This is a genomic window from Streptomyces sp. NRRL F-5630 (assembly GCF_000719475.1).
Classification (GTDB): Bacteria; Actinomycetota; Actinomycetes; order Streptomycetales; family Streptomycetaceae; genus Streptomyces.
Genome location: NZ_JOGO01000050.1, coordinates 60,721 through 77,780 on the forward strand (window position 1 = coordinate 60,721; position 17,060 = coordinate 77,780).

A 17,060-nucleotide genomic window follows, 5' to 3' on the forward strand; every position below is an offset into this window, starting at 1 on the left:
ACCCGGGAGACGCCCGCGAGGGCCCCGGAGAGACAACCGACCGAGTCCACCCGAACCCCCCACACCCACCAGCACAGACCCAAGGACCCGCAATGAGCAACGTCACCACCAACCCCCGCCTCCGCGCCTTCGGCTCCCGCGAGGTCGGCCCCGGACGGCCCGTCTACATCACCGGCGAGATCGGGATCAACCACAACGGCGAGCTGGACAACGCCCTCGCGCTCATCGATGTCGCCGCCGACGCCGGTTGCGACGCCGTCAAGTTCCAGAAGCGCACGCCCGAGATCTGCACCCCGCGCGACCAGTGGGACATCGAGCGCGACACCCCGTGGGGCCGCATGACGTACATCGACTACCGGCACCGCGTCGAGTTCGGCGAGGACGAGTACCGCGCGATCGACGCGCACTGCCGCGAGCGCGGCATCGACTGGTTCGCGTCGCCGTGGGACACCGAGGCCGTCGCCTTCCTGGAGAAGTTCGACCTGCCCGCGCACAAGGTCGCCTCGGCCTCGCTCACGGACGACGAGCTCCTGCGCGCGCTGCGCGCCACGGGCCGCTCCGTCATCCTCTCGACCGGCATGTCCACGCCGCGCCAGATCCGGCACGCGGTGGAGGTGCTGGGCAGCGACAACATCGTGCTGTGCCACGCCACCTCGACCTACCCGGCGAAGGCGGAGGAGCTGAACCTGCGGGTCATCCACACCCTCCAGGCGGAGTTCCCGAACGTCCCGATCGGCTACTCCGGCCACGAGACCGGGCTCCAGACGACGCTCGCCGCCGTCGCGCTCGGCGCGACCTTCGTCGAGCGGCACATCACCCTCGACCGCGCCATGTGGGGCTCCGACCAGGCCGCCTCCGTCGAGCCGCAGGGCCTCGCGCGCCTCGTCCGCGACATCCGCACGATCGAGCACTCGCTCGGCGACGGCGTCAAGAAGGTGTACGAGTCGGAGCTGGGCCCGATGAAGAAGCTGCGCCGCGTCCCGGGCGTCGTCGCGGAGGCGGAGACGGCGGTGCCGGCGGCGACCGGGGCCGCGGCCTCCGCCCGCGTCTGAGCGCGGTCAGCGCATGACGATCCCGGGGGAGGCGGGCCCGGACGCGGCCGGGCCCGCCCCCGTCGCCACCCCGGCGGGCGGCACGGGGACCGGCCCCACCGCGCCCGCCCCCGCCACGCTCGCCTTCGTGGAGAGCCCCGTCCAGCTCCTCAACGTCCTCGAATGGGCCCACGCCACCCCCGGCGTCGACCCCGCCGACGTGCTGCTCGTCGTGCTCTCGCCCACCGACCCGATGTCGCGCGGCCAGTTGCGGCGCATGGCCGAGTTCGCGCGCGAGGCCGGGATGCGGCTGCGGTGGGAGGAGGCGCGAGGCGGGAGCGCGGCCCCCGTGCACACCGTGCGGGGGCTCGCGCCCCTGCTGCGGGGCGCGCGGCGGATCGTCATCGGCGACCCGTTCTCGCGGTACGTGCAGCTGCTGCTCACGCTCGCCCGCGCGCGGGAGCTGGTCGTGGTGGACGACGGGACCGCGACGATGGAGTTCATCGCGCTGCTCGCGCGCGGCGAACCCCTCGTGCGCTGGCACCGGGGCGGGCGCGGCGGACCCCGTGAACTCGCCTTCGCGCCCTTCGCCCGCACGGCGCGGCGCAAGCTCACACCGGGCCAGGGACGCCAGGTCGCCCTGTTCACGTGCATGCCGGTCGAAGGCGTCCCCGAGGGCGTCACTGTCACGACGCACGACTTCGCCTGGACCCGTACCGCCTTCGGCCCGCCCTCCGTGCGCGCGGGCGCCGACCTCGTCGGCACCTCGCTCGTCGAGACCGGCGTCGTCGCCGAGGACCACTACGTGGCGGCGGTCGACGCGCTCGTGCGGCACCACGGCGCGGTGCGCTACTTCGCCCACCGCAGGGAGAACACCACCAAGCTCCACCGCCTCGCCGTCGAGACGGGCCTCCAGATCGTCCGCCCCGACCTCCCCCTCGAACTCATCGCCCGCCGCGGCCCGATCGGCGCGACGGTCCTCAGCTTCCCCTCGACCGTGGTGCACACCCTGCCGCTCGCCCTGACGGGGACGGGCGTGCGGGTCGCGGTGTGCGACATCGACCCGGCCTGGCTCACCCCGCACGCCTCCCCCCGCGCCTCGGGCTTCCTGGCGGGCGTGACCGGCACGGCACGGGGAGTGCGGCGCATAGGAGTGGGGGGCGGCGTCTGAGACGGGGGCGGCGCGTGAGGCGGGAGGCGGCGCCTGAGGCGGACGTCGAACGGACGAGCGCCCGCACGTGTAAAAGCGAGGCATACCCATGCGAGGCGTCCACCATGCGGGATCGGACGCGTTTTCTTACGCCTTTCCCGGTGAACTTTGACGTTTGACTGGATAGTTGCCCCCCGCACCGCCTTACCCTTCGGAGGGTGAGCCACCTCGAAGCGCCCGAGACCGATGCCCCTGCCCCCCCTCCCGTCACCCCGGATCTCACCCCGGCAGGCCCCGCCGCCGCTCCCGGGGCGGCCCTGCCCGGCGCGGCCGCCGACTTCCCGGCCGGGCTGTGCGAGGAGCTGATCGCCTTCCGGCGCGATCTGCACGCGCACCCCGAGCTGGGCAACCAGGAGGTCCGCACGACCGGTGCGATCAAGGCCAGACTGGAGAAGGCGGGGCTGCGCCCCCGCGTGCTCAAGGGCGGCACGGGTCTCGTGTGCGACGTCGGCACGTGGGACGGGGGCCGCCCGATGCTCGCGCTGCGTGCCGACATCGACGCGCTGCCCATCCCCGACACCAAGGTCACGACGCCCTACCGCTCCACGGTGCCCGGACGCGCGCACGCCTGCGGCCACGACGTGCACACGACCGTCGTGCTCGGCACGGCGCTCGTCCTCGCCGACCTCCTCGAACGCGGCCTGCTGCCGCGCCCGGTCCGGTTCGTCTTCCAGCCGGCCGAGGAGGTCCTGCCCGGCGGCGCGGCCGACGCGGTGCGCGACGGGGTGCTGGAGAACGTGGGCCGCATCCTCGCCGTGCACTGCGACCCGAAGGTGGACGCGGGCCGCATCGGGCTGCGCCACGGCCCGATCACCTCGGCGTGCGACAGCCTCAAGATCTCCCTCGACGGCCCCGGCGGCCACACCGCGCGCCCGCACCTGACGACCGACCTCGTCACGGCCGTCGCGAAGGTCGCCACCGAGGTCCCCGCGCTCGTCGCGCGCCGCGTCGACACCCGCGCCGGGCTCGCGATCACGTGGGGCCGCATCGAGTCAGGGCACGCCACGAACGTCATCCCGCAGCACGCCGAACTCGCCGGGACCGTGCGGTGCCTGGACCAGCGCACGTGGGAGACGGCGCCCGACGCGGTGTACGCGGCGATCGACGAGGTCGCGGCCCTGTACGGCGCGAAGACGCAGATCACATACGTGCGCGGGGTGCCCCCCGTGGTCAACGAGGCGTCCGCCGCCGACCTGCTGCGCGACGCGATGACCGCGCGGCACGGCGCCGAGTCCGTCGAGAGCACCGAACAGAGCCTGGGCGGCGAGGACTTCTCCTGGTACCTCCAGCACGTCCCCGGCGCGATGGCCAGGCTCGGCGTCCGCACCCCGGGCGACCGGCTCTCGCGCGACCTGCACCAGGGCGATTTCGACGTGGACGAGTCGGCGATCACGGTGGGCGTGGAACTCTTCACGGCGGCGGCGCTCCTGGACGCGGCGGGGGAGCGCGAGGGCTGAGCGGCGGGGGCGGCCCGGGGGCCGGGCGGCACGCCGCCCGGACGCGGGCCGCCCCCAATTCGCCTCTTCGTCACGCTCGTTCACCGTGCCGTAACGGGCTGTCGGCACGAATGGGTAACGCCTCGCCGAAGCCCTTCAGCCCCCCTTCCGCGCGCATTACTGTGCGGCGCGTCGAGAGCGCCGGCGAACACGTCGAACAAGCGCCTGGAGAAGGGGAGTTCCCCGTGGGTCACAAGTCGAGGTTCACCCGGGCCGCCGTGGGAGTCGCCGCGCTGGCGCTCGCCGCCACCGCCTGCGGGAAGACGAGCGGCGAGGCGGAGAAGGACGACGCGGAGAAGGGCGGCGGCTCCTCCGCCTCGGCGTCGTCCTCCAAGGGCATCGGTCTCGCGTACGACGTCGGCGGGCGCGGCGACCAGTCCTTCAACGACTCCGCCTACACGGGCTACGAGAAGGCGCGCGGCGAGTTCGGGCTCGGCGGCCAGGACCTGGAGCCGAACGACGGGGAGTCGGACGCGGACAAGGTCGCGCGCCTGACCCAGCTCGCCAAGCAGGGCTTCGACCCGATCATCGGCGTCGGTTTCGCGTACGCGCCCGCCATCAAGGCCGTCGCGCCGAAGTACCCGAAGACGACCTTCGGCATCGTCGACGACGACACGGTGAAGGCCGCCAACGTCGCCGACCTCGTCTTCCACGAGGAGCAGGGCTCCTACCTCGCCGGGGTCGCGGCGGCGAAGGCGACGAAGAACAAGCACGTGGGCTTCGTCGGCGGCGTGGACGTGCCGCTCATCCACAAGTTCGGCGCGGGCTTCAAGGCGGGCGTCGCCTCCGTGGACCCGGAGATCAAGGTCGAGGAGCAGTACCTCACCGAGAAGGCCGAGGACGGCGGCTTCTCCAGCCCGAACCTGGGCAAGGAGGCAGCGAAGGGCCAGCTCGACAAGGGCGCCGACGTCCTCTACGCCGCGGCCGGTCTCTCGGGCCAGGGCGTCATCGAGGAGGCGGCGGCGGCCGGGAAGTGGGCCATCGGCGTCGACTCGGACCAGTACCGCCAGAAGCCGCTCGCGAAGTACAGGAAGCACATCCTGACGTCCGTCCTGAAGGACGTGGGCGGCGCGGTGTACGACCTGACGAAGTCGGTCGTGGACGGCTCCCCGAAGACGGGCGAGACCCGCTTCGACCTGGCCTCGGGCCGCGTCGGCCTCTCCGAGTCGAACCCGGCCTACGGGAAGATGACGGAGCTGACGGCGGCGGTCGAGAAGGCCGAAGCGGACATCAAGGCGGGCAAGATCGACGTCCCGACATCCTGACGCCCCCTCCGGAGGGGCTTGAGAGGTGGACCGGGTGCCATATTTCAAGCCCCTCCGGCGTTTGAGGATCGGGGCTCGGGGCGGAGCCCCGAACACCCTGCGGCCCGGGGCGCCACTCTCCGCGAACCGGCGCCCCGCGCCTGGGCACAGGTGGATAACGGGTGACCTGCGGGGGTTTTCCGCACGTTCTACGCGCGTTACGCTGCGGCGGAACCAGCGCCCATCGGGGCGCCGCCACACAAGGAGTCCCGCTCATGCGCCGCCTGTCCCGAATCGCTGCCGCAGGCATTGCGACCGCCGCTCTCGCCGTCTCCGTCACCGCTTGTGGCGGCACCTCCAGCGACGCCGCCGCCGACAAGGACAAGGGCGGCGACGCCAAGGCCAAGGGCCTCGCCCTCGCCTACGACGTCGGTGGCCGCGGCGACCAGTCCTTCAATGATGCCGCGCACGCGGGCATGGCGAAGGCCGAGCAGGACTTCAAGATCACCGGCAAGGACGTCGAGCCCACCGACGGCGAGTCCGACGCCGACAAGGTCGCCCGCCTCGACCAGCTCGCCAAGCAGGGCTACAACCCCGTCATCGGCGTCGGCTTCGCCTACGCGCCCGCCATCAAGGAGGTCGCGGCCAAGCACCCGAAGACCACCTTCGGCATCGTGGACGACGACACCGTCCAGGAGAAGAACGTCGCCGACCTCGTCTTCCACGAGGAGCAGGCCAGCTACCTCGCCGGCATCGCCGCCGCGATGACCAGCAAGAGCGGCCACATCGGCTTCGTCGGCGGCGTGGACGTCCCCCTCATCCACAAGTTCGAGGCCGGGTACGTCCAGGGCGCCCGGTCGGTCGACCCGAAGATCAAGATCGAGAAGCAGTACCTCACCGAGAAGGCCGAGGACGGTGGCTTCTCCAGCCCGAACCTGGGCAAGGAGGCCGCGAAGGGCCAGATCGACAAGGGCGCGGACGTCGTCTACGCCGCCGCCGGTCTCTCGGGCCAGGGCGTCATCGAGGCCGCTGCCGCCGCCGACAAGTGGGCGATCGGCGTCGACTCCGACCAGTACAACCAGAAGCCGCTCGCGAAGTACAAGGACCACATCCTCACCTCGGCCACCAAGGACGTCGCGGGCGCGGTCTACAACCTCGTGAAGTCGGTCCGGGACGGCAAGCCCGCCACCGGCGTCGTCCGCGCCGACCTCGGCTCCGACGGTGTCGGCCTCGCGGACTCCAACCCCGCGTTCAAGGGCGACGCCAAGGTCCAGAAGGCCATCGAGAAGGCCAAGGCCGACATCGCCGCGGGCAAGGTCAAGGTCAAGACCACCAGCTGAGCAAGGCGCGCGGGCCCGGACGGCGCGTATCGTCCGGGCACGCGCGCGAAGGCGTCACCGGGCCGGGGGGAGCCCGTCCCGCCGCGGGCGGTCCCCGTACCGCCACAACTGAACCAGTGGATACCGCCACGCAACGGTGCCGTCACCGGCCCCGGGGAGACTGAACCCGCCCCGGGGCCGCCCGCCACCCGCACCACCCCTCCCGACACGTCCCGGGCCGCCGCACGCGGGCCCCCTTCCGAGGAGAATGCGCCATCAACGCGTCTCAAAGCCCCCCGGCCGGCGGCCAGGCGCCCGCGGTCGAGCTCCAGGGCATCACCAAGCGCTTCCCGGGCGTGGTCGCCAACCACGACATCCACCTCAGCGTCCGCAAGGGCACCGTGCACGCGCTCGTCGGCGAGAACGGCGCGGGCAAGTCGACGCTCATGAAGATCCTCTACGGGATGCAGAAGCCCGACGAGGGCACGATCCGCGTCGACGGCCAGGAGGCCGCCTTCGGCTCCCCGGCCGACGCCATCGCGCGCGGCATCGGCATGGTGCACCAGCACTTCATGCTCGCCGACTACCTCACGGTCCTGGAGAACACGGTGCTCGGCAGCGAGAAGCTGCACGGCATCGGCGGTGCCGCGCGCCGCCGGATCGTGGAGCTCTCGGAGCGGTACGGGCTCGGGGTCCGCCCCGACGCGCGCGTCGAGGACCTCGGCGTGGCCGAGCGGCAGCGCGTCGAGATCCTCAAGGTCCTCTACCGGGGCGCGACGACGCTCATCCTCGACGAGCCGACCGCCGTGCTCGTCCCGCAGGAGGTCGACGCGCTCTTCGGCAACCTGCGGGAGCTGAAGGCCGAGGGCCTCAGCGTCATCTTCATCTCGCACAAGCTCGGCGAGGTCCTCTCCGTCGCCGACGACATCACCGTCATCCGGCGCGGTACGACGGTGGGCACCGCCGTCCCCGCCGAGACGACCCCCAAGCAGCTCGCCGAGCTGATGGTCGGCAGCGAACTGCCCACGCCGGAGACCGCCGAGTCGACCGTGACGGACCGCGCGCTGCTCACCGTCGAGCACCTGAAGCTGCTCGCCGACGGCGGCCGTCCCGTGCTCGACGACATCGGCTTCACGATCCACGAGGGCGAGGTCCTCGGCATCGCGGGCGTCGAGGGCAACGGGCAGACCGAGCTGATCGACGCGCTCATCGGCCTCAAGGCCGCCGACTCGGGCCGCATCCTCCTCGCGGGCGAGGAGATCACGCCGTGGCCGACGCGCAAGCGCCGCGAGCACGGCGTCGGCTACATCCCCGAGGACCGCCACCGCCACGGCCTCCTCCTCGACGCGCCGCTGTGGGAGAACCGCATGCTCGGGCACGTCACCGAGGAGCCCTCGGCGAAGGGCTTCTGGCTCACGCCGAAGGCCGCGCAGGAGGACACCCGCCGCATCGTCGAGGAGTACGACGTCCGTACGCCCGGCATCGACGTGACGGCCGGCTCGCTCTCCGGCGGCAACCAGCAGAAGCTCATCGTCGGCCGCGAGATGAGCCACAAGCCGCGCTTCCTCATCGCCGCGCACCCCACCCGGGGCGTGGACGTCGGCGCGCAGGCGCAGATCTGGGACCAGATCCGCGAGGCGCGCCGCGAGGGACTCGCCGTCCTGCTCATCTCCGCCGACCTCGACGAACTCATCGGCCTCTCGGACACCCTGCGGGTCATCTACCGGGGCCGCCTCGTCGCCGACGCCGACCCCGCGCACATCACCCCCGAGGAGCTGGGCTCCGCGATGACGGGGGCCAGCAGCGGCCACCTGGAAGAGGCGGCGCCCGCCGAGGCCGCCCCCACTGAGGCCGCAGCCGAGTCCGCCGCCGCCGGGTCCGCCCCCGCCGCGGACGTCGCGAAGAACCCCGTACCCCCGCAGACCTCGAAGGCCCCGCAGGAGAAGGACACCCCCCGATGACGAACCTCTCCGCGCAGACCTCGGACGAGTCGCCGCTGGAGCCGGGCACGCCCGGAGGGCCGGGCAAGCCCCCGGCCCGCACCGGCACGGCGCACGGCCCCTCCGGCAAGAAGTGGGACTCCGAGCGCCTGATCCTGGCCGCGGCGGGCCCCGTCATCGCGCTCGTCCTCTCCCTCGTCGTGACGGGCGTCGTCCTCCTCGCCTCCGGCAAGAACCCGGTCGAGCCCTTCCAGCTCATGTTCGAGCAGATCGGGTACTCCGACCAGCAGGTCCTGATCATCAACCAGGCGGGCGTCTACTACCTCGCCGCGCTCGCGGTCGCGATCGGGTTCCGCATGAACCTCTTCAACATCGGCGTGGACGGCCAGTACCGCCTCGCCGCCTGCGTCACCGCGATCGCCGGCTTCCACCTCGCGCTCCCGCAGGTCCTCCAGATCCCCGCGCTGCTGATCATCGCGATGCTCACGGGCGCCCTGTGGGCCGGGATCGCGGGCGTCCTCAAGGTCACGCGCGGGGTGAGCGAGGTCGTCGCGACGATCATGCTCAACTCGATCGCGACCGCGCTCATCGTGTGGCTGTGCCTCACCGACAACTTCGGCGTCCCCGTCGGCAACAACCAGACGACGGGCGTCATGGACAAGGCCGGCTGGTTCCCCGGCATCGGCATGGGCGAGGCGGGCGAGATCTACGGCTTCGTCTTCGTCGCCGTGCTCGCGGGCGTCGCGTACTGGCTCGTCCTCAACCGCACGCGCTTCGGCTTCGACCTGCGTGCCTCGGGCGCCTCGGAGGAGGCCGCCGCCGCGAGCGGCGTCAGCGCCAAGCGCATGACGCTCACCGCGATGCTCCTCTCCGGCGCCGTCGCGGGGCTCGCGGGCCTGCCGATCCTGCTCGGCGACACGCACACGTACAGCCAGAGCTTCCCCAGCGGCCTCGGCTTCACCGGCATCACGATCGCCCTGCTCGGCCGCAACAACCCGCTCGGCATCGCCGCCGCCTCGCTCCTGGTCGCCTTCCTCGACAAGGCCTCGTCCGTCCTGGACTACAACGGCTACGAGAAGGAGATCGCGACGATCATGCAGGGGATCATCGTGATCGCCGTCGTCGTCTCCTACGAGCAGGTACGCCTGTGGGGCCTGCGCCGCCAGCAGCGCCGCGTCGGGCTCGAACTCGCGGCAGCCGCTGCCGCCGCCACCCCGTCCACCGAGGTCAAGAAGGAGGCGGCGGCCCGATGAGTACGCCCACCACCACCGCACCGGAGAAGGCGCAGGCCGCCCCGGCCCGCCCCCGCACGAAACTCACCTGGCCCCTCGCGCTGCTCCTCGTCGCCGGGCTGCTGCTCCTCGTCTCCGTCGTCCGTCTCGTGACGGGCGCGGACGGCATCACCTCGACCGGGCAGATGTCCGCCGCGCTGCGCCTCGCCGTGCCGATCGGCCTCGCCGGGCTCGGCGGCCTGTGGGCCGAGCGCGCGGGCGTCGTCAACATCGGCCTCGAAGGCATGATGATCCTCGGCACCTGGTTCGGCGCCTGGGCCGGTTACCAGTGGGGCCCGTGGACCGGCATCCTGCTCGGCGTCGTCGGCGGCGCGATCGGCGGCCTGCTCCACGCGATCATCACGGTGACCTACAACGTCAACCACATCGTCTCCGGCGTCGCGATCAACATCCTCGCGCTCGGCGTCACGCGCTACCTCTCGATCTTCACCTTCGCCGAGGCGGACGGCGGCACCTCGAAGCAGTCCCCGCCGATCGACTCGCTCGGCACGTGGACCGTGCCGGGCATCGCGGACGGGCTCGGCGACCTCGCCGACAAGCACTGGTTCCTCGTCTCGGACCTCGCCGGACTCGTCGGCGGCGTCCTCACCGACCTCTCGCCGCTCACCCTGATCGCCCTGCTCCTCGTGCCGTTCACGTGGTGGGTGCTGTGGCGGACGAGCTTCGGCCTGCGCCTGCGCTCCTGCGGCGAGAACCCGGTGGCCGCCGAGTCCCTCGGCGTGGACGTCTACCGCTACAAGTACCTCGCGGTGATCATCTCCGGCGGTTTCGCCGGTCTCGGCGGCGCCTTCCTCGCGCTCGTCTCCTCCAACATCTACCTGGAGGGGCAGACCGGCGGGCGCGGCTACATCGGTCTCGCCGCGATGATCTTCGGCAACTGGATGCCGGGCGGGCTCGCCCTCGGCGCCGGGCTCTTCGGCTACACCGACTCGCTGCGCCTGCGCGGCGGCGGCGAGAACGTGCACGCGGTGCTGCTGCTCCTCGTCATCCTGCTCGCCTTCGCCGTCGCGTGGCTCGTGTGGCGCAAGAAGTGGCTCGCGGCGGGCGTCACGACGGTCGTCGGGGCGCTGCTGCTCGTATGGTACCTGTTGAGCGACGAGGTCCCCTCGCAGTTCGTCTCCATGACGCCGTACGTCGTGACGCTCCTCGTGCTCGCGCTCTCGGCGCAGCGGCTGCGGATGCCGAAGGCGGACGGAATGCCGTACCGGAAGGGCCAGGGCGGATGACGGTGACGCGGGCGGACGCGGACTTCGACTGGGACGGCCTGCGCGAGGCCGCCCGTACCGCGATGCGCGCCGCGTACGCCCCGTACTCCGGCTACCGCGTCGGAGCCGCCGCGCGCGTCGCCGACGGCCGCCTCGTGAGCGGCTGCAACGTCGAGAACGCGAGCTACGGGCTCAGCCTGTGCGCCGAGTGCGGTCTCGTCTCGCAGCTGTTGCTCTCGGGCGGCGGCCGTCTCACCCACTTCACGTGCGTGGACGGTGAGGGCCAGGTACTCATGCCGTGCGGGCGCTGCCGCCAGTTGCTCCACGAGCACGGCGGCCCCGAACTGCTCCTGGAGACGGCAGCGGGCATCCGCACCCTCGCGCAGCAACTGCCGGACGCCTTCGGGCCGCACAAGCTCTGATTCGTAGCGGGTATCAGCCAGGACGGGCCCGGCGCGCGCGCCGGGCCCGTACCGTTTCACCATCTTTGGGAGCCGTAAGTGGACGTCATCTCCGTCATCCGTACGAAGCGCGACCGGGGGGAGCTGAGCGAGGCGCAGATCGACTGGGTCGTGGACGCGTACACGCGCGGTGCCGTCGCGGACGAGCAGATGTCCGCGCTCGCGATGGCGATCCTGCTCAACGGCATGACGCGCCGCGAGATCGCGCGCTGGACCGCCGCGATGATCGCCTCGGGCGAGCGCATGGACTTCTCCTCGCTGAGCCGCCCCACCGCCGACAAGCACTCGACGGGCGGCGTCGGCGACAAGATCACGCTGCCGCTCGCGCCGCTCGTCGCGGCGTGCGGTGCCGCGGTGCCGCAGCTCAGCGGGCGCGGGCTCGGCCACACGGGCGGCACGCTCGACAAGCTGGAGGCGATCCCCGGCTGGCGCGCGAGCCTCACGAACGCCGAGCTGATGGACGTCCTGGACGCGACGGGCGCGGTCATCTGCGCGGCGGGCGACGGGCTCGCCCCCGCCGACAAGAAGCTGTACGCGCTGCGCGATGTGACCGGGACGGTCGAGGCGATCCCGCTCATCGCCTCGTCGATCATGTCGAAGAAGATCGCGGAGGGCACCGGCTCGCTCGTCCTGGACGTGAAGTGCGGGTCCGGGGCCTTCATGAAGAACGCGGCCGACGCCCGCGAACTCGCCGAGACGATGGTCGGCCTCGGCACGGACCACGGGGTACGGACGGTGGCGCTGCTCACCGACATGTCCACGCCGCTCGGACTGACGGCGGGCAACGCCCTGGAGGTGCGCGAGTCGGTGGAGGTCCTGGCGGGCGGCGGCCCCGCGGACGTCGTCGAGCTGACGCTCGCGCTGGCGCGGGAGATGCTGGACGGGGCCGGGCTGACGGACGCGGACCCGGCGAAGGCGCTCGCGGACGGCTCGGCGATGGACGTGTGGCGGCGGATGATCGCGGCGCAGGGCGGCGACCCGGACGCCACGCTGCCGGTGGCACGCGAGACGCACGTCGTCACGGCGCCGCGCGACGGCGTCCTGACCCGCCTCGACGCCTACGACATCGGCGTGGCCGCCTGGCGCCTGGGCGCGGGCCGCGCCCGCAAGGAAGACCCGGTGCAGGCCGGGGCGGGCGTCGAACTCCACGCCAAGCCGGGGGAGTCCGTGCGGGCCGGTCAGCCGCTGCTCACCCTCCACACGGACACCCCCGACCGCTTCGCATACGCGCTGGAGTCGGTGGAGGGGTCGTACGACATCGAGGAGACGGGCGGCCTGATGGCCCGGCCGATCGTGCTGGACCGGGTCGCGGCGGGCTGAGCGCCGACCTGCGAGGGGGCCGGGGAATCAGGCCCTCCCGGTAGGTGAGGAGCGGGGCGGGCGGAGCCCGGGAAGGCCCGCCCCGGCATCACGGGGCTTCCGGCCCGGCCCCGCCGGTCTCGTACCACTCGGTCCCGAGCAACCGCCCCCGCGTCTCGGCCGCCATCGCGGCGATCCGCCCGGGGGCCGCCCCCCGTTCCGCCTCGCTCGCGTGCGCGAGGATCGCCGCCAGCTTCCGCTCCCGCCACGGCCCTACGTCCAGCCGGAGGTCCGCCCGCTCCTCCGGTACGGCGTACGGGGTCTGCCCGGGCCGCAACAGGGCGCCCCAGTCCCGCAGCGCCGACTCGGGGTGCGTCGCGCACCAGAGCGGGACGCCCGCCGCCTCGGCCGCCCCGGCGGCGACCTCGTGGGTCCGGACGTGGTCGGGGTGGCCGGTCAGCCCGCCGAGCGCGTCGTGCGTGACGATCACGTCGGGCCCGAACTCGGACACGTACCCGCCCAGCCGCGCCACGGCGTCTTCGAGCGCGGCGTCCAGCAGCCGCACCTCACCCGGCGCCGACTCCGGCACCTTCGCGTTCGCGTACCCGAGGAACCTCGGCGCTCCGGCCCCCAACACCCGCAGAGCCTCCGCGAGTTCGCCCTCGCGATGGGTCCCCGCCGTCCACGTGGCCGTCACGACCCCCGTGTGCCACCCGGCGTCGCCCGCCCGCGCGAGGAGGCCACCGGCGGAGAGGGACTCGTCATCGGGATGGGCGAAGACAGCGAGGAGAGCGGGCATGGGGGCAGCGTAGGGGCCCGGCCCCCCGGAGTCCGCTCCTCAGACCCCCGACGGGGTCGATTCCTGGTCACCGGTACGCGGAACGGCCCCCGTCACCGCCGTGACCCGCTTCCGGTCCATCTCCCGCCATTCCGGGAGGAGACCCGCGAGCCCCGTCGTCAGGAAGTACGCGGCCCCGAAGAGCAGGAGGACCGGCACGAGGGCCGTCGCGCCGAGCAGCCCGCCCGCGACCAGGCCGCCGAAGGGGATGCCCGCCCACGCGAACGCGGTGACGAGGCCGCGGACGCGGCCGAGGAGCGGGCGCGGCACCCGTTCGATCTGGACGGCCCCGAGGATCGGGTTGAGGAAGCCCGCGCCGAGGCCGGAGGCCGCGAAGACCGCGACCACGAGCCACAGGGGCACGTCCAGGGCGAGGACGAGGTAGCGCGGCGCGCCCGCCACGAGGTAGCCGACGAAGAAGACGGGCCGCCTGCGCAAGCGGTGCGCGTACACCGCGGCGACGACGCTCCCCGCGATGCCCCCGATCCCCATCGCGGCGCCCACGAGGCCGATCGCCCCCACGCCGCCGCCCGAGTCCCGTGCCCACACGGGGAGCAGCACGCTGGACGTGGCGGCGTCGAGCAGATTGGTGATGCCGACGACGACGGCCACGGCGAGCAGCAGCCGGTCGCGGCGCAGGAACGCGGCGCCTTCGCCGAGCCGCCGCCAGTACCCCGCTTCGTCCTCGGGGGCGGGCTCCGCGGGGGCCGTGGCCCCGCGCGGCAGCGTCGTCAGGACGACGAGCGAACCGAGCGCGAAGAGCCCGGCGATGACGCCCAGTGAGGTGAGGGAGCCGAGGAACGCCACGGCCGCGCCACCGCCCGCGAGACCCAGTGTGCCGGCGAGGTGTTCGACCGTGCCGGAGAGCCCCGTCGCCCGCTCCATCGGTACGCGGGCCAGGTCGGCGGCCTCGGGGACCATGACCTGCTTGGCGAGGTCCCCGGGCCCGCGCGCGGTGCCGATCACGGCGACGAGCGCGAGCAGCACGGCCGTGTTCAGGCCGCCGCTGACGTCCAGCAGGGGGATCGCCGCCGCCGCGAGGGCGCTCACGAGGTCGGTCGTGCCCGAGACGACGCGCGCCCCGAGCCGGTCGACGAGCGGGCCGCCGAAGGTCTGCGCGAGGACGTACGGGCCCATCTCGCAGAACGCGACGAGACCGGTCTGCGCCGCGCTGCCGGTGGTGGCGAGCACGTACCAGGGGAGCGCGATCGCGGATATGCGCGTCGCCGTCTGCGCGACGCCGATGGCGAGCAGGACGCCGATCAGGGGCCGCAGGGAGCGGGGTGCGGGGGCCATGGCGGGCTCACTCCTCGCCGGAGGCGGTCGGCGGACGCTCGTCCACATCGGGGATGACGTGCACGATCATCGAGATGCGCTCGGTGCCCTCGGGCGCCTCCCCGGCCCCCGCCTGCCGGTAGCGGGCGATGACCTCGCGCACCTCCTCGCCGAGCCGCAGCGCCTCCTCGGGCGAGAGCCGCAGCGCGTAGTCGCTCATGTCCGCCACCTCGCGCCACTCGGCGGGCAGCGTCGCGTACTCGTTGACGGCGTCCTGCATCAGGCGGGCGTGCGTCGCGGCGACGGCCTGGTGGTAGAGGAGGGTCGCCTCGGGCTCCCGCTCCACGTAAGCGCTGGAGTCGAAGGTCGTCCTGCCGTGCGCGGCCCGCCACCACCGCTCGCGGTTGTTGCCCCGCTCGCTGTCCTCGGCGACGAAGCCGGCGGCCCCGAGCTGCCGCAGGTGGTAGCTCGCGGTCCCCGAACTGATCCCGAGCCGCTGCGCGAGCGCGGTGGCGGTCGAGGGCCCGAACCGCCGCAGAGTTCCGAGCAGTTGCACACGGACGGGATGTGCGAGGGCGCGGAGGCCCTTGGCGTCGAGGGCGACGGGCGGCGGGGAGGGGGACGGCGGGGGCGTTTCTTCTGCGCTCATACGGACAGCGTAGAACCACCAACGCTTCTTCGCAAAGGATTCTTCGCGAAGAAGTCTTGGGGGTCATGTCCACTACGAGCGCTGACGCCGCACGCCGGGCGTGGAGGACGCGCGCCCCTTCCCGGCCGCCGCTTGCTCCCCTCACCCCAGCGCCTGAGCCACCGCCCTCGGCATCGTCGTGGTGATCTCGTCGCCCAGCCGTTCGAGCTCGCGGCGCAGGACCGGGGAGGCGAGGGCGCGGAGGCCCTTGAAGCGGATCGTGGCGAGGTAGGTGATGAGGGTGCTGCCCGCCCCGGGGGTGAAGGTGAGGTCCTCGGTCGTCCGGGCCGTCCTGCTGACACCGGAGAAGACGAGGCGGTCGGGGGTGTACGTGTCGAGGCGGTACGTCAGCTCGGTGCGCCGGCCCCGGAACTCCGTGACGTTGTGCCAGCGCGCCCCCTCGCCCACCGTGCCCTCGCCGAGGCGCGCGCACGAGACCGTGCCGGGGTCCCAGTCCACGGCGTGCGCGAAGTCGGCCAGGTAGGCCATCACCTTCGCTCGCGGGTAGGGCACCGCGAACGTGCGGGTCACTCGGATCATGAGGGCTCTCCTGCGACGAGGGCGGCGGGGGCGGGGTGCGGGCACGGGCCGCCGTCCGCCGGGGAGTCCACCTCTTCCCGCTCCCGCCCGCCGCCACACTCATCCCAGTGCCGCCGCCACTCCCACGAGCACCGGTACCGAAAGCACCGTCGAGAGCAACACCGATTCGCGGGCGAGGCGTTCGGCGACGCGGTACCGCACCGCGTATGTGTAGAGGTTCTGCGCGGCGGGCAGCGCCGACGTGACGACGACCGCGAGCAGGTCGTGACCCCGCAGCCCGAAGACGCATGCCGCGAGGAACCACGCGATGAGCGGCTGGCCGAGCGCCTTGAGCCCGGCGGAGAGCAGTACCTGCCCGGCCTCGGGCCCCCGGGCCGGGAGCGCCGACCCGCGCAGCGAGATGCCGAAGGCGAGCAGCACGGCGGGCACGGACATGTTGCCGACGAGCGTGAGCGGGTCCATGACGGGACCCGGCACGCCGACCCCGAGCGCCGCGACCGCGACCCCGCTCAACGAGCCGACGGCGACCGGGTTCCGCAGCGGCGTGAGGACCTGCCGCAGGAGACCGCCCTTCGTACGGCCCGGGCGGCGCAGGTCGAGGATCGTGAGTGCGACGGGGGTCGCCACGATCTGCTGGAAGAGGAGCACGGGCGCGACGAGCGAGGCGTCCCCGAGCACGTACACCGCGATGGGGATGCCGAGGTTCCCCGCGTTGACGTACCCGGAGCACAGCGCGCCGATCGTCCCGGGCCCGACGCCCCAGCCGCGCACGGCGGCCACGACCCCGTACACCGCTCCCACGGCGACGACGCTCGCCGCCGTGACCAGCAGCTTCGCCGAGAGCAGCACGCCGAGGTCGGCCTCGGCGAGCGTCGTGAAGAGCAGGGCGGGCGTCGCCACGTGGAACGCGAGCCGCGTCAGCGTCTCGCGCCCGCCCTCACCGAGCCGCCCGCTCCGCCCGAGCAGGTACCCGGTGGCGATGACCGCCGCGATGACCCAGAACCCGGTCAGGACGCCACGCACGGGGAGCCCTTCGCGACGGGGCGCTCGGTGGGGGCCCGGAGGAGTGGGGGTATCGGGGGCTCGGTGGCGGGTGCACGCATACGGTCATTGTCCGAGGTGGGGCGGGTGGCGGTGGGACGGGGGGCGGGGGGGGGTGTGTCGGGGTTCGTGGCCGCCGTGCGCGGCTGGGGCGTCGGGCCCGGGACGATCGGCGCGCTGT

15 protein-coding genes are annotated in these 17,060 nt (G+C 73.1%); 10 read left to right on the forward strand and 5 right to left on the reverse strand.

Going from position 1 to position 17,060, the window contains the following annotated elements; genetic code table 11:
• Window positions 1–92: 92 nt before the first annotated feature.
• The 10 genes from IF99_RS0121695 (at window position 93) to IF99_RS0121740 (ending at window position 12,518) form a co-directional block, all read left to right on the forward strand.
• On the forward strand, window positions 93–1,052 hold the full coding sequence (locus IF99_RS0121695; protein ID WP_030998331.1) for an N-acetylneuraminate synthase family protein: 960 nt from the start codon (window positions 93–95) through the stop codon (window positions 1,050–1,052).
• Window positions 1,053–1,065: 13 nt separating this feature from the next.
• Window positions 1,066–2,202, forward strand: a complete 1,137-nt coding sequence (locus tag IF99_RS0121700; protein WP_030998333.1) for a hypothetical protein — start codon at window positions 1,066–1,068, stop codon at window positions 2,200–2,202.
• A gap of 197 nt (window positions 2,203–2,399) precedes the next feature.
• A complete protein-coding gene (locus IF99_RS0121705) occupies window positions 2,400–3,698 on the forward strand; it encodes an amidohydrolase (protein ID WP_030998335.1) in 1,299 nt (432 codons plus the stop codon).
• Between the two features lie 224 nt (window positions 3,699–3,922).
• Window positions 3,923–5,002: a BMP family lipoprotein gene (locus tag IF99_RS0121710; protein WP_030998337.1), complete on the forward strand. Its 1,080-nt coding sequence runs from the start codon at window positions 3,923–3,925 to the stop codon at window positions 5,000–5,002.
• Window positions 5,003–5,256: 254 nt separating this feature from the next.
• Window positions 5,257–6,321: a BMP family lipoprotein gene (locus IF99_RS0121715; protein WP_030998339.1), complete on the forward strand. Its 1,065-nt coding sequence runs from the start codon at window positions 5,257–5,259 to the stop codon at window positions 6,319–6,321.
• 335 nt (window positions 6,322–6,656) lie between these two features.
• Window positions 6,657–8,261, forward strand: a complete 1,605-nt coding sequence (locus tag IF99_RS0121720) for an ABC transporter ATP-binding protein (protein WP_030998341.1) — start codon at window positions 6,657–6,659, stop codon at window positions 8,259–8,261.
• Window positions 8,258–9,493, forward strand: a complete 1,236-nt coding sequence (locus IF99_RS0121725) for an ABC transporter permease (protein ID WP_030998343.1) — start codon at window positions 8,258–8,260, stop codon at window positions 9,491–9,493. Before IF99_RS0121720 ends, IF99_RS0121725 begins: the two co-directional genes overlap by 4 nt.
• Window positions 9,490–10,758, forward strand: a complete 1,269-nt coding sequence (locus IF99_RS0121730) for an ABC transporter permease (protein ID WP_030998344.1) — start codon at window positions 9,490–9,492, stop codon at window positions 10,756–10,758. The genes IF99_RS0121725 and IF99_RS0121730 overlap by 4 nt, the downstream gene beginning before the upstream one ends.
• A complete protein-coding gene (locus tag IF99_RS0121735; RefSeq protein WP_030998346.1) occupies window positions 10,755–11,159 on the forward strand; it encodes a cytidine deaminase in 405 nt (134 codons plus the stop codon). Before IF99_RS0121730 ends, IF99_RS0121735 begins: the two co-directional genes overlap by 4 nt.
• 78 nt (window positions 11,160–11,237) lie before the next feature.
• Window positions 11,238–12,518, forward strand: coding sequence for a thymidine phosphorylase (locus IF99_RS0121740; RefSeq protein ID WP_030998348.1), 1,281 nt, complete (start codon window positions 11,238–11,240; stop codon window positions 12,516–12,518).
• 88 nt (window positions 12,519–12,606) lie between these two features.
• On the opposite strand, the gene IF99_RS0121745 is transcribed toward IF99_RS0121740, so the two are convergent.
• From IF99_RS0121745 to IF99_RS0121765, 5 genes are all read right to left on the reverse strand, one after another.
• Window positions 12,607–13,296 (reverse strand): PIG-L deacetylase family protein, encoded by a 690-nt coding sequence (locus IF99_RS0121745; RefSeq protein ID WP_030998350.1) that lies wholly within the window; start codon window positions 13,294–13,296, stop codon window positions 12,607–12,609.
• Window positions 13,297–13,335: 39 nt separating this feature from the next.
• Window positions 13,336–14,631, reverse strand: coding sequence for an MFS transporter (locus tag IF99_RS0121750; protein ID WP_030998352.1), 1,296 nt, complete (start codon window positions 14,629–14,631; stop codon window positions 13,336–13,338).
• A 7-nt stretch (window positions 14,632–14,638) separates the two neighbouring features.
• Window positions 14,639–15,259, reverse strand: coding sequence for an ArsR/SmtB family transcription factor (locus IF99_RS0121755; protein WP_030998354.1), 621 nt, complete (start codon window positions 15,257–15,259; stop codon window positions 14,639–14,641).
• Window positions 15,260–15,400: 141 nt separating this feature from the next.
• Window positions 15,401–15,838, reverse strand: coding sequence for an SRPBCC family protein (locus IF99_RS0121760; protein WP_030998356.1), 438 nt, complete (start codon window positions 15,836–15,838; stop codon window positions 15,401–15,403).
• A 99-nt stretch (window positions 15,839–15,937) separates the two neighbouring features.
• Window positions 15,938–16,861, reverse strand: a complete 924-nt coding sequence (locus IF99_RS0121765) for an AEC family transporter (protein ID WP_030998358.1) — start codon at window positions 16,859–16,861, stop codon at window positions 15,938–15,940.
• Between the last annotated feature and the right edge of the window lie 199 nt (window positions 16,862–17,060).

Coding starts and splice junctions, on each gene's coding strand:
- IF99_RS0121695 (WP_030998331.1), top strand. CDS start 93: ATGAGCAACGTCACCACCAACCCCCGCCTCCGCGCCTTCGGCTCCCGC.
- IF99_RS0121700 (WP_030998333.1), top strand. CDS start 1,066: ATGACGATCCCGGGGGAGGCGGGCCCGGACGCGGCCGGGCCCGCCCCC.
- IF99_RS0121715 (WP_030998339.1), top strand. CDS start 5,257: ATGCGCCGCCTGTCCCGAATCGCTGCCGCAGGCATTGCGACCGCCGCT.
- IF99_RS0121725 (WP_030998343.1), top strand. CDS start 8,258: ATGACGAACCTCTCCGCGCAGACCTCGGACGAGTCGCCGCTGGAGCCG.
- IF99_RS0121730 (WP_030998344.1), top strand. CDS start 9,490: ATGAGTACGCCCACCACCACCGCACCGGAGAAGGCGCAGGCCGCCCCG.
- IF99_RS0121735 (WP_030998346.1), top strand. CDS start 10,755: ATGACGGTGACGCGGGCGGACGCGGACTTCGACTGGGACGGCCTGCGC.
- IF99_RS0121745 (WP_030998350.1), bottom strand. CDS start 13,296: ATGCCCGCTCTCCTCGCTGTCTTCGCCCATCCCGATGACGAGTCCCTC.
- IF99_RS0121750 (WP_030998352.1), bottom strand. CDS start 14,631: ATGGCCCCCGCACCCCGCTCCCTGCGGCCCCTGATCGGCGTCCTGCTC.
- IF99_RS0121755 (WP_030998354.1), bottom strand. CDS start 15,259: ATGAGCGCAGAAGAAACGCCCCCGCCGTCCCCCTCCCCGCCGCCCGTC.
- IF99_RS0121760 (WP_030998356.1), bottom strand. CDS start 15,838: ATGATCCGAGTGACCCGCACGTTCGCGGTGCCCTACCCGCGAGCGAAG.